Origin of the sequence: Raoultibacter phocaeensis, from assembly GCF_901411515.1 — a bacterium.
GTDB lineage: Bacteria > Actinomycetota > Coriobacteriia > Coriobacteriales > Eggerthellaceae > Raoultibacter > Raoultibacter phocaeensis.
This window is the reverse complement of record NZ_CABDUX010000002.1, coordinates 1,714,333-1,728,162: the sequence shown is the minus strand read 5'-3', so window position 1 is coordinate 1,728,162 and position 13,830 is coordinate 1,714,333. Positions and strand designations below refer to the sequence as shown.

Below are 13,830 nucleotides of genomic sequence, written 5' to 3'. Positions count from 1 at the left end.
TGCTTCCCGCACGCTCGTTAGACTTGGTTCATCCGTTTGCATACCGAAGCTGTGCGGCGATGCGATGTCGATGTCCGGCACCCGAATCGACCGCTCGGCAAAAAGGGGGTTTTCATGCCAGAAATGACTGACGAGCAGATCAAGGCCAAACGACTGCAGTATTTGGCCCTTTCGACCGTCGCGCTTTTGTTCCTCGGGCTGATTTACGCGTTCTCGATGTTCGCTGCTCCGATAACCTCTGCGTTCGGTCTCGAGAAGTCATCGGTGGGACTCACGTTCAACATCATGATGATCACGTTCTGCTTCGGGGCCATCGCCGGATCGCAGATTGAGAAGAGAGTCGGTACGCGGGGTTCGCTCATCGTTTCCGCCGTGCTGTTCTTTTGCGGTTTTGCGGGAACGGGCTTGTTCGGCAACGGCAGTATCGCGGTTTTGTACGTGTGCTACGGCATGCTCGGCGGCCTCGGTGTCGGCGTGGGGTACAACTGCATCGTTGCGACCACGAACATTTGGTTTCCCGACAAAGTCGGATTCTCCTCAGGCGTGCTTATGATGGGCTTCGGTTTGGGCTCTCTCATCTTGGGAACGCTTTCGGTGAACCTCGTTTCCGCGGTGGGTCTCGGCACGGTGTTTGTGGCTATCGGCGTATTAACGGCCGTCGTGGTCGTAGCGCTCGCTTTCATGCTGCGCCGCCCACCCGCCGACATCGTTGCGCGCATGGCACCCGAGAAGGCAACCGGCACAGGGTATGATCCAGGCGAGCAAGACGCCGCCCTCAAGACGCCGACGTTCTACGTGTACTGGATATGGGCGATCATCGTGATAGCCATCGGCCTCGCTACGATCGGCAACGCCGCATCCGATGCCCAGGCGGTCGGCCTCGATGCTGGATTCGCAACGTTGCTTGTCGGCCTCGTATCCACCTGTAACGGCCTGGCGCGCGTGGTCATCGGGCTTATCTACGATAAGACCAACGTGAAGGTCACCATGCTCATTGACGGGCTTATCGCCGTGGCGGCATGCGTATGCATTGTCGGTGCTTTCACGACCGGCATCTCGGCTCTCTACGTGGTGGGCGCGTTCTGCTGCGGCTTTTGCTACGGCGGTGTGCCGGTGGTGGCCTCGGCGTTCGCGCGGCAACGCTTCGGCGCTAAGAACTACCCGCTCAATCTCTCGCTTGCTAACTTCGCCATCATGTTCGGTTCGATTCTGAACATCGTGATCCAGGCGGCGGTGGGCGGCGTTGACAACCGTCTTGCCGTGTTCGTGGTCATGGGCGTGCTCTCCGTCGTTGCGGCGCTCGATGTGTTGCCGTTCTCGAAACTGTGGAACAAAGATATGCGCATGCTCGATGCCCGGAGAAAAAGCGTCGAGGCTGGCGAGCGATAATGAGTGCGAAGAAGAACAACCGCAGGATCGCCGCGCTCGAAGAGATCCTCGCGCTTAAGGGTAAGCGTCGCGCCGACATCATCAAGTGCGCCTTTGCGATCATGGTGGTCGTTCTCGTCATCGCGGGAAAGCCCCTGCTTGAAACGATGGGGATCATACCCGAAGGTAGCATGATCGCCGCAGGCGCGATGTTTCTCATCGCCATTGCGCTTGCGGCGTTTGCCGGCTTTGCGAGCACCGATTACGCGAAGTGCGGTCGGCGCATCGATGAACTCAGTGCAAAGAACGCGCTTACGAAAGAAGACATTCGAGCGTACGAAAACCTGTAGCCGCCAGGCAAGAGAAGCTACCGGCGCGCATCTCCCATGCGGGAATCGTCGTCGGTCTCCTCCACCATGAGGAGCAGTTCTTGCTGATTGTGAATGTTGAGCTTGCGATAGATATGCCCGATGTGCGTCTTCGCCGTGCTCTTCGAGATGCAGAGCTTGTCTTGGATGTAAGCGGCGTTGTAGCCCTTCGCGAGGAGGAACATGACTTCGGTCTCGCGTCGCGAGAGCAGGTAGCGGTCGGCGATTGCCTCACACTGCGCCCTGAACCTGCCGCTCTTGCGGGCCGTGTCGGCTTCTTCGGCCGCTCGGGCCGACATGCCAGGCGTTGCTGCCTCGGATGGGTGGCCGATCATCCCGTTCGCGTTCGCGGCGCGCAATCCTGCACGCGCAGGCGAAGAGGCTGAGCTGGCCGAGGAAGCGCCCTGTTCCACCTGTTCAGAAAGGGGCTGCCGCGTTCTGCGAATGTCGGGCCTCGTCGGCGCATGCTCCGATTCCGTCGCGTGCTCGAGGGCACCGCCAGCGTCGGCTTCGGCGCGATCCGGCCTCCCTGCGGCGAGCTCGACCTGGCGGTTGAATGTGGCGATGGCGGGATAGCCTTGCGGTTCGGGGCGTATAACGATGCGCTTGATGTCGCGCACCCGCGGCAAGAGCGCGTAGGCCATTACCATGACGAACATGATGAGCACGGCGCCGCCTGCCTCGCCGAACGGGGTAAGCGAGCCGAGAATCGAGGGGTCGGCGACCGAAAGCGATCCGGCGAGCGAGCCGAGCGCCAAGCAGCCCCGTCCGATACCGAACACGAAGATGGGGGAGAGACGGAACTCCTGGGCCATCTCGCCGAAGAACACCCACATGAGCGCCTCGAAGCACATATACCCGGTCAACAGTACGAGCGGTTCGAGGACCGAGCTTCCGAGCGGCAGTGTCGGTAGGAAGAACAGCGTGACCGCGATGAACGGAATGAGCGGTCTGAACAGGAAATCCCAGTGGCTGCGTTTGTCGATGCAGAACGATGTAACCAGAAGGAGCACTGTCGCAGCGCCGCCTGCGAACAGGGCGAGCAACTGCGTTGTCAGATCCGACGAAGGCAGGATGATCTGGGTTGAGATGGAGCGCAGTGCGCCGAGAGCGAATCCGAACAAAAGCGTCGGTATAGCGAGTCTGACCGAGAAAGGCATCTTGCGGACCGGCAGCGGGTTGAAGATGGGCACCGCATGGCGAAGGGCGTAGCTTACCGGCGTGAGCCGCCACAGAAGCGGAAGCTCGAGCAAGGGCAGGCAGCCTGTAAGTATGCCCGAGAAGGGTGGGGGAATGATATGGAGTACAAAGGAGTACAGAGCTATGGCGATCACGATGGCCACGGCCGTGTTCATGACGATGGTCGCGGCACCGTGGCGCGAAAACGCGATACCCCAGAACAGGAGCAGAAGCGCCGAGCCGATGCCCGTAGAGATGCCGGCGAACCATGTGGCAGCAATGCCGACAAAGCCGGGTACGTTGACGGCGAAGACGGCGAACGTGCCGATTGCGGTGAGGGCGGCTGCGGCAATGATCGCGCGCTTTGCGGTGTAAAACTTAAGGAAGCGCTGATCGGTTGCTGCGGCGAATAAAAGCGACAAGCCGAACACGACGATGGAGATGAGGAACACGAGCGAAATGGACGATTCGGCTTCGGGGCCGAGGGCTTGGGGTGCTTGGAAAATGGTCGTCGTGCCGAACATCGCGGTGTAGATCCACGATTGGTGGATGCCGAATCCGAGCGCGAGTATGTTCAGCTCGCCCTGCGTTCCCGTGCCCCGATCGTCGTCTACCGTGATACTGATTCGCGGAAACGTAATTGCCATGAGCGGAACCTCGCTTTTCCCCTGTCGTTGCGGTCGTACGATCGCGTAGCGATTCCCTGAGAGGCGCGGCCTTTGCGCCCTATGTGCCGAGCTTGGGCCCGCTTTGCGGCCCATGGAAACATTGCTCGTCATCATAAACGGAACCACATTCCTATTCAAATAACGATAAATCTGCAAAAAATGGCTTTCATCTGGTGCAATGATGATGATCCTGCTTTGAGATCGATAAAAATCAACCTCTGGGGCCGATGGTTTTTCCTGCGAAAACGCACATTTACCGTTATTCGCTATAGGGTGCCGTCGGCCCTCGGAGCGCTGTTTCGCCGACTTCTGCCGTCCGCGTTATCCGAAAGATTTTTTCGCTGGTTCACTATGTCTCTATAAATCGATCCCTCGGGCCGATGAGCGGATCGGAAAGCGTCCCGACGAGACGATGACCGTTTCAGCGTCGTTTCGTACCCTTCGGTGTGCATGGTTCTTTTGCTCGGAATCGACTGCGGTCTTCCGAATGCAAAGGGAAAACGAAGCCTGAGATGAGAGAAACGTGGAAGGAGGATACGCGCAGTCGTTTCTTCTGGGCAGCGTGCGGTTTGGGCGGTTGAGAAAGCCGATAGGGATGGCGTTCGAAACTACGGAAGCATCCGTTATTTCAAGAACCGAAGGTATCTGAAATACTGAAGCTGAAATACTGAAGCGTCCGTAATTTGCTGCAGACACGTGAGGGCTCAGTCTTGCCATTGCGCCGAAGGGGATATCAGACCGAGGGTGGTTCGCTCGAGCGGTCGGGGCGCCATCCAATCGAATTCACATTAAAAGGAGGGACTGATGGACAAAAAAGAGTTTACGGTCTCAGAGGTCATCGACTCTATTGGCATCAGCTCGCATACATGGATAGTCTTCGTGCTCCTGGCATTCGCCATGATCTTCGACGGCTACGATTTCATGATCGTCAATTCAACGAACCTATTCGTCGCCCATACGTTTTGGCCGGATAACGCGAACCCGGGCGCACTCATGGGCTCGCTTACCACATGGGGCCTGCTCGGCATGGTCATCGGCGGTGCTGTCGGCGGCATCATGTCCGACAAGCTCGGTCGCAAGAAGACGCTCATCGCGGCCGTCATGTTCTACGGGTTGTTCACGCTGCCGCAGGCGTTCGCGAACGACCTCGCATTTTTCGCTGCATTCCGTCTGATCGCCGGATTCGGCGTCGGCTCGTGCATCCCCGTTGTCACGACAGTGTTCTCCGAGAGCATGCCTTCCAAGCAGCGCGGCGTGTTCGTGACGTTCGGCATGGCCTTCATGGTCGTCGGCTGGGTGCTCGCAGGCCTCATTGCGAATCCCATCTGCAACGCATCGGTGCCGTTGCTCGGCGAATTCACGAACCAGGTTACCTACATGACCGCTGACGGCGGTACGGCTACCATGTTCGCGAACTGGCGTCTGTGCTACCTGATCGGCGGCATCCCGCTCATCTACGGCATCATTCTCATCTTCACGATGCACGAGACGCCCCACTGGTACGCCAACTCCGGCAACAAGGCGAAGGCGTGCGAGCGCCTCACCCAGATCGAGCAGGCTACGCGCCACACCTCGCACACCTACGACCCCGATCTGCTCATCGTGCCGCCCAAGCCTGCGAAAACCGGTCCGTCGGTGCTGTTCTCGAGCAAGTTCATCGTGGCGACGTGCGCCATCTGGGCAGCGTACTTCGTCGGTCAGTTCTGCGTGTACGGCATGAACGCTTGGATTCCCACATGGTTTGTGGGGCTCGGCTACTCGGCGACGGACAGCGTTGCGCTCCAGACCTGGAACAACGTAGCGGCCATCGCATCCAACATCGTGGTCGGCTTCGTGTCCGATAAGGTGGGCCGTAAGCGCAACCTCGCGTTCTCGTGGTTGTTCTGCATCGTTGCCATCATCCTGTGCTCCATCTTCGTGGCTCCGAACAATATGATGCTGTGCATCGCGCTCATGCTCCTGTTCGGCTTCGCGCTGAACTACGCCATCACGGCGGTTCAGCCGCTCATGCCCGAAAGCTATCCTACCGCCATCCGCAACACCGGCACGTCGTGGTGCCAGGCGTTCGCCCGCTTCGGCGGTTCCGCTTCGTCGATCGTGCTCGGCGGCATCGCCGGCATGGCGTTTTTCCAGACGGCGTCAGGAACGACCAACTGGAGCACCGTGGTACTCGTGCTCATCGTTCCCTTCGCGCTCGGATTCATCTGCACGGTGCTGTTCGTGAAGGAGACGGCCGGCAAATCGATGGATCAGCTGGCGGCGGAAGAGGAGAAGCTCGGCGCCTCCGAGAGGGACGGCAACGTGCGCTTCATAATCATGCTCGTTATCGTGGCGATTCTCGCGATCCTGTGCATCGTATGCCCCCTCGTCGTCGAGAATTGGTCGAAGCAGCCCTACGCGCTTCCGCTTATGGCGATTGGGCTCTTGCTTCCGTTCGTGTACTTCTTCGTATTCGGCGGAAAGCAACTTGCTAAGAACAAGAAACTGAAGGCGTAGCGCGGTTCTCTCTTGCCCGCTCGTACGCGAACAAGAGCCTCCGGCTCGTCGGGGGCTCTTTGCGTGGTTGGGGTTCGATACGGCAGAAACGCTGTGCAGTGCGGGAAAGATAACCCCCTGTTTGCAACGATTTCAACCCACGGCTGCAATGTATGGCAACTCCGGCGACCTGGGGAGACTTAGGCGGCTCAGGGAGCCCAGGGAACTCGGGGAACCCAGGTAGACCAGGGAGCTGAGGGCGCCCAAGTAGCCCAAGTAGCCCAGGGAACTCAGCGAGCCCAAGCCGCTCGTCGCTGATCGCTTGCTTAAACCGTGCGGCTCTGTTCGCTTGCAGCCTCTTCTTCGAGCAGCTGCTCGTACGTCTTGCCTTTGCCCGCGAACATCCACCGCTTGGCTTTCTTGAGCTTGGAGGCGTTCGGATCGTCGATGCCTTCGCTCAGCCCCCGGTATTCCTCCTTGATGCCCATAGCGATAACAGCCGTAACTGCAATGCGCAACTTCGCCACGTCTTTCGCCTTGATCTCGTAGCATTCCCCACGGTTGCGGAACTCGACCACGCGTACGTGCACGTCTTTCTCGAAGTTGTCTTCGCATACGAAGTCAAGCGGCAGCTCGCGTAACGTGCCGTTGATCTGCCAGCGCATCCCGTTGACGTAGTAGTCCGAAAAGATGCGGCGCGTATGGAACACGTACTCCCAGCGCTCCAGCTTCAAATAGTACGTGAGCGCCTTCGCATCCGGCTTGATCGAGCCCATCTCGCCGCCCATGCGCCCGAAGATGCATGCTTTGTCGCGCTCACTCGACCAGGTGCCCCTGATGCTCAGAAACGGCTCTCCGTCAGCGTACCAGACGTCGAAATCCTTATGACGCGCTATCGCGTCTGCGGGCATGTACACCTTGTTGTTCTTCACCGGACCCCCTGAATACGCGGTTTTGCGATTGCTGGATTATAGCGTATCGGGCGGGGCAAGGTGCGGAAGGAGCATCTCAAAAAAGTGCAATTTATCAGGCGATATTTAAGATACCAACCCTGCGGGCCGAGGAAAATCAACCCATGGGGCCGATGGGTCGAGCGGCAAAAACGTCCCCATGATTCGATGTGGGCAACCGCGCGGTCGGTAAGGTGTGAGCTGCAAGCTTCTTATGGGTCGTCTGTGTGCCGCGCTGTCTGCGCGGGCGGGCGAGCTGTAGATATCGGGGTCGGGCGGCGGCGCTGCATGCGGCTCGACCGAAAACAAGCGAAAGAGAGGTTCTCTATGTGTTTCAGACCAGCAGACGCAAGTGCCGGCTCCGGCGTGAACAAGTGCCCCGAGTGCGGCAAGACCATCCAGGCGATGGGCGGCGTCACGCTTAAGAGCTGTCCTTTCTGCAAATGCGACTTCACGCCGTATCTCGACGGCACGAAACCGTTGCCGACGGCCGCACCCGGTGCCCCGAAAGCGCCCGGCGCACCTGGCGCTCCCGCAGCCCCCGGTGCCCCGAAGGCTCCCGGCGCTCCGAAGCCGCCGTCAGCGTAAAGCGGCGAAGCATCTCGTAACGAAGCGGCTCGGTACATGCCGGATGCCGCTTGCAAGGGGACACATCGAGGGGAGGTGGTGCCGCGATCCGCAACGGCTCGGATATCGCGCTCGACTCAGCGTGCGCGAGACGTTTCTAAGGTTTTTTAAAGCGAACCAAAGAAAGAAGGAAGGAAAACATGGCATACGGTAAACAATGGCAAACCGTGATGGAGGATGGAACGGTCGTAACCCGTAGTAACACGTGGTCGCCTCCGGGAAGCCATCCTGTCGGATACGGCGTCAAGGTTGTGACCAAGGACGGGGAGCTCATCCGCGTCGAAGGCGACGACGACAACCCGATTACCACCGGTCGCGTCAATGCGATGAACCTCGCGCTGCGCGAGTACACGTACGCTCCGGAGCGCATCATCCACCCGATGAAGCGCGCTTACGAGGATCGCGGCAAAGACAAATGGGTCGAGACCACGTGGGATGAGGCGCTCGACACCATCTGCGAGAAGGTGCAGTACTTCAAGGATACCTACGGACCCGAGTCCATCGTCGTGTTCGGCGGCACCGGCCGTGAGGCGTGCATCTTCTACTACGCGCTCACGTTCTCCGTTCTGCAATCGCCCAACTGCTGCTACACGCAGTCCGGGTGGTCCTGCTATGGCCCGCGCTGCTCCATCGCCGACTACGTGTTGGGTGCGGGCTATCCCGAGCTCGACTACGCCGGCCATCTTCCGGGCAGCTACAACGATCCGGCATACACCGTTCCGAAGTGGATCGTGGTGTGGGGCAAAGAGCCTCTGCCCTCCAACGGCGACGGCTTCTTCGGTCACTGCCTCGTCGACCTCATGAAGCTCGGCACCAAGATCATCTCCATCGATCCCCGTATCACCTGGGTCGGTGCGCACGACGGCAACATCAACCTGCAGGTTCGCCCGCAGACCGACACCGCCCTTGCGCTCGGCATCATGAACCTCATGTTCGAGAGCGGAGAATACGACAAAGAGTTCGCCGAGAAGTGGATTTACGGCCTCGACGAAATGAAGGCCCGCGCGGCCGAATACCCGGTCGAGAAGGTCTCCGAGATCACCGACGTTCCCGTCGAGGACATCAAGCGCGTGGCCCATATCGTGGGCACCGAGCGTCCGATCGGCTGGGCATGGGGTCTTGCGTTCGACCAGAACAAGAACGGCGTGCAGCTTTCGCAGGCCATGATCATCCTTGCGGCCCTCTCCGGATCCATCGATCGTCCGGGCGGCCTTACCCTCGGACCTCCGTCGGCTCTCCTCGGCAAGTGGCGTATGGAGCAGCGCGGTGCCATGGAAGACGACGTGTGGGCAAAGCGCATCGGTGCCGCTGCATGGCCGGGCCTTTCCACGGGTATGGCGACCACTCAGCCCGACGAGACGTTGAACACCATGGAGACCGACGAGCCCTACGCGCTCAAGATGGGTTGGTTCAACAGCTCGAACTTCCTGACCCCCACCTGCTCGGCTCAGCCGAAGCGTTGGCACAAGGCTCTCCAGAAGCTCGAGTTCGTCGTTATCCAGGACCTCACCATGACCCCGACGGCCATGGCGGTAGGCGATTACTTCCTGCCGATGGCCACCTGGGCGGAGCACAACGGTATCGTGCTCACGCACTACGGCCGCAACACCGTGTTCATGGGCCCCATGAACAAGGCGCTCACGGTCGGCGAATGCAAGTCCGACGTCGAGATCTGCCTCATGTTCGGTCAGCGCCTCAACCCCTCGTGGTGGCCCTGGTACAAGCCTGCCGACGGCAAATCGCTCGACCTCGACGCGCTGACGACTGCGGTTGAAGATTTCTACAGCGATCAGCTCAAAGAAATCGGCTACGACTGGAATTCGTTCAGGGAAGCCGGCCTCTATCAGCCCGGTGCCCACGGCTTCGAGTACGAGAAGTACGAGAAGGGCCTGCTCCGCTTCGACGGCGAGCCCGGCTTCAACACCATCACCGGCCAGATCGAAGCGTACTCGATCTTGTACGAGTCCTGGGGCGAAGATCCGCTGCCGTATTACGAGGAGCCGAACTACAGCCAGATCAGCCAGCCTGATCTCGCTACCCAGTACCCGCTGTTCTCCACCTCGGGCTCGCGCCGTTACAGCTCGTTCCATTCCGAGCACCGTCACGTGCCTTCGCTGCGCCAGATCGATCCGTGGCCGTGGGTTCAGATGAATCCCGAGACCGCTGCGGAATACGGCATCACCGATGGCGACTGGTGCGAGGTGGCCAACATGTTCGGCGAAGCTCGCTTCAAGGCCGAGATCACCCCGGTCATCAAGCCTGGCATCCTGAATTGCGCTCACGGCTGGTGGTTCCCCGAGCAGGACGGCGAAGAGCCCAATCTGTTCGGTGTGTGGAAGTCCAACTTCAACAGCCTCGTGCCTCACTTCAACGTCGGTAAGCTTGGCTTCGGTGCTCCGTACAAGGGCGTTATGTGCAGCATGCGCCGCGTCCGTAGTCTCGACCAAGACTAACTGAAAGGAAGTGGCATAAAATGGCAGATCAGAAATACGCTTTGCTCGTCGATTACACCTACTTCTCCGGCAACCATGCCGCGGAGATCGCGTGCAAAGAAGAGCTCGGGCTCCCGATCGACCAGTTCGGTATCAAGGAAGTCGAGATCGGCCCGTTCAAGAAGGGCGAAGGCAACGACGGAGACGCATGGGAATGGTTCTACCTTCCGTGCCCGACGTCCATCTTCTCCGAGCACTGGGGAACGGGCGGCGACAAAGCCGGCCAGCGTCCCTTGGCTGTCCAGGTAGAAGAGTCCGCGTCCATGTACTACGGCACTCTGGAAGACATGCAGGCTAAGATGGCGGAGTTCGATCGCCCGATGGTTCTGTTCCAACTGTAGGTTTTCAATAAGAGATGGATGGTGTGGTCATCGGTCTTGCCGGCCGATGGCCACGGCGTCCGAGTTGAGAGACTGAAAAGGAGGACACTATGACTCGAGACGAGTTTTTGGAGCTCGACGCTCCCGAGGCGGCTGAAAAGCTCAACGCTCTTCTAGCTGAGGGCAAGAGCCAGGAAGAGGCTATGGCCGCTTGCGGAGTCGAAAAATCCGACCTCATGAAGGCGCAGATCTTCTTCGTGAAGGACAAGTTCATCTCCCGCGCTTGGGGCGGTTACACTTCGACGAAGCGAACGGGTAACGAAGGTGCGAGCGAGCTTGGTCTCGGCGGCAGCTTTAAAGATATCAAGCCGGTGAGCTAAGCTTTAGGCGATACGTTTGCGCAGAGGCAAAAAAGAGGACTCGCTTGTAGCTCGAAGTGAGTCCTCTTTTGGAATGGAGAGCACTGCGGTGCCCGCAACGCTTTACTGGCGATAAAGCCTTACCGGCACCGTATTGGTAACGAGGACAACCATGGGAAACGTGGATACCGAATCGCACAAGGAGGCAAATGCTTATGGGAACTGAGGACATCATCAAAGCCGAGATCGAAAAACTGGGCCGTTTGACGCCTGAGCAGGAAAACATTCTGTACAACATATCTTTGAAACAGGATGAGCTGGGTCGGGAGTCGGTGAACCTTTTGCTTGATAAATTGAAGGGGAATCCCGTGTACGAGCCGCTGATCGAGCGCCAGTACTTGACCTACGATGTGTTCAACCACGGAGGCAAACACGAGATCGCGTGTCTGTACGTTACGCTCAAGGGGCTGCGCTACTGCATTATGTTCGCTGACGAGCTTTCTCGTCGGCGCAAGCTCAATCCTGCGGGCGCTCCCTGGGGTGCCGAAGCTTTGAAATGGGGGGCGTAGCATGGAAATCGGATCAACAGTGACGCTCACCTATACGGGCAAGCTCGATGACGGTACCGTATTCGGTTTCGCCACGCAAGAAAAGCCCATGAAGTTCCAGACCGGCATGGACGCGGCCATCGACGGTTTCGAGAAGGCCGTACTTGAGATGAATGAGGTCGGCGAGAAGAAGACCTTTACAGTTGACGAATACGAGGCGTACGGCGAGTACCTCGAAGGCCATACGACGAAGATCCCGCTTGAGCAGATTCCCGTTGACGATATCGCCGTCGGAAAACGGATCTGGCTCTCGAGCGCAGAGGATGGAGCTCCTACGCCCGCAACCGTGCTGGGTATCGAAGGCGGCATGGTTACGTTCGATCTCAACCACCCGCTTGCGGGGAAGGACCTCATATTCGAGGTTGAGCTGCTCGATATCGAGGATGCTCCCGAGAATTTTGTTTCGGCGGCGGAGAAGGCGGCGCACTTGAAGGAGCAGTCGAAGCTTCTGGGCGGCGATCAGGGAGACGACTTCCGCTGAGGACGCTTTTGTCGGCATCCGTATGCGAATGCGGGCCGATAAGGCTGCGCGACAAGTGCGCGGCTAGCGAGGCCGCGTGGCGAGTGTGCGGCTGGCGAGGCCGCGTGACAAGTGCACGGCCGACCATCGATCAAGGCGAAGCCTGTGCGCTTCGCCTTCGCACGTCCGAGAAAACCGTGAAAGGGAGCGCCATGTGCTGGTCTTGCAACCCGATATGCGGCGGTTGCCGCCCACCGAGGAAACGTCCGGTCAAGTGTCCGGAATGCGGCGCGTTCAATGCTGTGGATCTCGAGCATATGTCCGAGGTCAACCCGTGCACCAAATGCGGCTTCGATCTGACCGAGCTCGCCACGCCCGAGCCCATTACGTGTGCGATCTGCGGCGAGATCTGCTACAACCCGTGTCGCAAGGGCAAAACCGAGCAGCCTGGCGGCGAGCGGCAACCCTGCAATGTGCGGGTGGACAGGCCGCTGTAGGGGTGCTGAATCCCCGTACCGCCCCTTCGATCGCGTACTCTCGCCTTGCGGCAGTGCACCCCGATTCCCGCGTGAACCTCGCTTTGCGGAAGCGTTCCCGATCCCGCGCGAACCTCGCCTCGCGGCAGCGCCCCCAAGATCGTGCCATATGGCACGATTATTGCTCGATTTTCCCACCGCGTAGAGACGACCTCAAAGAAGGATGAAAGCAGCCGCAGATCAAAAGCATGCTTCATGGAGAATAGACTTAGCGTCTCGCCAAGATCGTGCCATATGGCACGATTGTTGACCAAGGAAGCAGACTTGCCGCTCGATGGCTATATATGGGGCAGGTAGGCGGCGATTCCCCAGCAGGCCCAGCGTATCGCCGCGTGCAGGTTCCTGAAGGCAATTATGCGCAAATCAGTCGAATTGTCGTTGACTATATACTGTATAAAGGATAATATTGGACTGCGTCGGGCAGAGCGTTCGGCGTAGTCTGTAGGAAACAAGGAAGGGAACGCATGAAGAAACACGTACGCATCATGCTTGTCGCCGTCCTCTCGTTCGCGCTCGTCGGAGCGTTTGCGTTGGCGGGCTGCTCGTCGCAGCCGGCCGAGGAGCCCAAGCAGGAAGAGAACACGCAGGCCCCCGAAACCGAGCCCGCGCAAGAGCCCGTCGAACTCCAGATTTTCGCTGCGAACTCGCTTTCCAAGGCGATGGAAGAGGTTCAGAGCCTCTACATGAAAGACCATGAGGGCGTCACGTTCGCCGATACCCAGTACGAAGCCTCCGGTACGTTGAACGAGATGCTCGGCGCCGGCTCGTACGCCGACATTCTCATCACCGCTTCCAAGGGGACCATGGATACGGCGGTCGATGAGGGCTACGTCGATCCGAACACCCGGTTCGATATGTTCACCAACGAGCTCGTGATCGTGACGGGCGAGGGATCCGATATCGAGAAATCCTCGCTTGCAGACATCGCGACCGGCGAATACAAGCTGGCCGTGGGCGACGATAACGTTCCCGCTGGAAACTACGCCAAACAGTCGCTCTCTACCACTGATCCTGCCTGTTACATCGATGCAGACGGAAAGACGGGCGCCGACTCCACGGGCAAGGGCGGTACGTTCGAAGGCACGCCGATCGCCGATAGGGTGACCCAGGGTTCGAGTGTGGGCAACGTATGCTCGTATGCAAACTCGGGCGATGTCGATCTCGCCATGGTCTACAGCTCTGACGTGTATCGTTTCGGCGGCGTGAAGATCGTTGGCACCGTGCCCGCCGATACGCACAAGAACATCATCTACCCGGCTGCCATCTGCGCCGAGTCTACGAATTCCGAAGCCGCCCAGGCGTTTCTCGATTGGGCCTTCTCCAATGAAGACGCAATCAAGATTTGGCAAGAATGGGGCTTCGAGCTAGCTGCATAAGCCGCGGATTCGCGGTATGATTGAGCGCAACGCGCTTTTCGACG

13 protein-coding genes are annotated in these 13,830 nt (G+C 59.1%); 11 read left to right on the top strand and 2 right to left on the bottom strand.

Annotated features, from left to right (window positions below; genetic code table 11):
- The first annotated feature begins 114 nt into the window (after positions 1-114).
- Together FJE54_RS15275 and FJE54_RS15270 are read left to right on the top strand one after the other, a co-directional pair.
- Positions 115-1,389 carry an MFS transporter gene (locus FJE54_RS15275; RefSeq protein ID WP_139653642.1) on the top strand — a complete coding sequence of 425 codons (1,275 nt, stop codon included), beginning with the start codon at positions 115-117 and terminating at the stop codon, positions 1,387-1,389.
- Positions 1,389-1,718: a hypothetical protein gene (locus tag FJE54_RS15270; RefSeq protein ID WP_139653641.1), complete on the top strand. Its 330-nt coding sequence runs from the start codon at positions 1,389-1,391 to the stop codon at positions 1,716-1,718. The genes FJE54_RS15275 and FJE54_RS15270 overlap by 1 nt, the downstream gene beginning before the upstream one ends.
- A 17-nt stretch (positions 1,719-1,735) precedes the next feature.
- Here FJE54_RS15270 and FJE54_RS15265 read toward each other — a convergent pair whose 3' ends face one another.
- Positions 1,736-3,562 (bottom strand): helix-turn-helix transcriptional regulator, encoded by a 1,827-nt coding sequence (locus tag FJE54_RS15265; protein ID WP_139653640.1) that lies wholly within the window; start codon positions 3,560-3,562, stop codon positions 1,736-1,738.
- A gap of 825 nt (positions 3,563-4,387) precedes the next feature.
- Between FJE54_RS15265 and FJE54_RS15260 the strand changes: the two genes are divergently transcribed.
- Entirely contained in the window at positions 4,388-6,079 is a 1,692-nt protein-coding gene (locus FJE54_RS15260) for an MFS transporter (RefSeq protein WP_139653639.1), read from the top strand.
- Positions 6,080-6,384: 305 nt separating this feature from the next.
- Here the strand turns inward: FJE54_RS15260 and FJE54_RS15255 are convergent, their stop codons facing one another.
- Positions 6,385-6,990 carry a hypothetical protein gene (locus FJE54_RS15255; RefSeq protein WP_139653638.1) on the bottom strand — a complete coding sequence of 202 codons (606 nt, stop codon included), beginning with the start codon at positions 6,988-6,990 and terminating at the stop codon, positions 6,385-6,387.
- A gap of 345 nt (positions 6,991-7,335) precedes the next feature.
- Between FJE54_RS15255 and FJE54_RS15250 the strand changes: the two genes are divergently transcribed.
- From FJE54_RS15250 to FJE54_RS15215, 8 genes are all read left to right on the top strand, one after another.
- On the top strand, positions 7,336-7,596 hold the full coding sequence (locus tag FJE54_RS15250) for a hypothetical protein (protein ID WP_139653637.1): 261 nt from the start codon (positions 7,336-7,338) through the stop codon (positions 7,594-7,596).
- A gap of 179 nt (positions 7,597-7,775) precedes the next feature.
- Positions 7,776-10,088 carry a molybdopterin-dependent oxidoreductase gene (locus FJE54_RS15245; RefSeq protein WP_139653636.1) on the top strand — a complete coding sequence of 771 codons (2,313 nt, stop codon included), beginning with the start codon at positions 7,776-7,778 and terminating at the stop codon, positions 10,086-10,088.
- A gap of 20 nt (positions 10,089-10,108) precedes the next feature.
- Positions 10,109-10,468, top strand: coding sequence for an oxidoreductase (locus FJE54_RS15240; protein ID WP_102378685.1), 360 nt, complete (start codon positions 10,109-10,111; stop codon positions 10,466-10,468).
- Positions 10,469-10,557: 89 nt separating this feature from the next.
- A complete protein-coding gene (locus tag FJE54_RS15235) occupies positions 10,558-10,827 on the top strand; it encodes a hypothetical protein (RefSeq protein ID WP_139653635.1) in 270 nt (89 codons plus the stop codon).
- A 188-nt stretch (positions 10,828-11,015) separates the two neighbouring features.
- The gene (locus FJE54_RS15230) at positions 11,016-11,375 is read left to right on the top strand and encodes a hypothetical protein (protein ID WP_139653634.1); all 360 of its coding nucleotides are present in this window, start codon (positions 11,016-11,018) and stop codon (positions 11,373-11,375) included.
- A 1-nt stretch (position 11,376) separates the two neighbouring features.
- Positions 11,377-11,895: an FKBP-type peptidyl-prolyl cis-trans isomerase gene (locus FJE54_RS15225; RefSeq protein WP_139653633.1), complete on the top strand. Its 519-nt coding sequence runs from the start codon at positions 11,377-11,379 to the stop codon at positions 11,893-11,895.
- 296 nt (positions 11,896-12,191) lie between these two features.
- Positions 12,192-12,371 (top strand): hypothetical protein, encoded by a 180-nt coding sequence (locus FJE54_RS16100; RefSeq protein ID WP_180326768.1) that lies wholly within the window; start codon positions 12,192-12,194, stop codon positions 12,369-12,371.
- 503 nt (positions 12,372-12,874) lie between these two features.
- A complete protein-coding gene (locus FJE54_RS15215; protein ID WP_139653631.1) occupies positions 12,875-13,786 on the top strand; it encodes a molybdate ABC transporter substrate-binding protein in 912 nt (303 codons plus the stop codon).
- Positions 13,787-13,830: the final 44 nt, after the last annotated feature.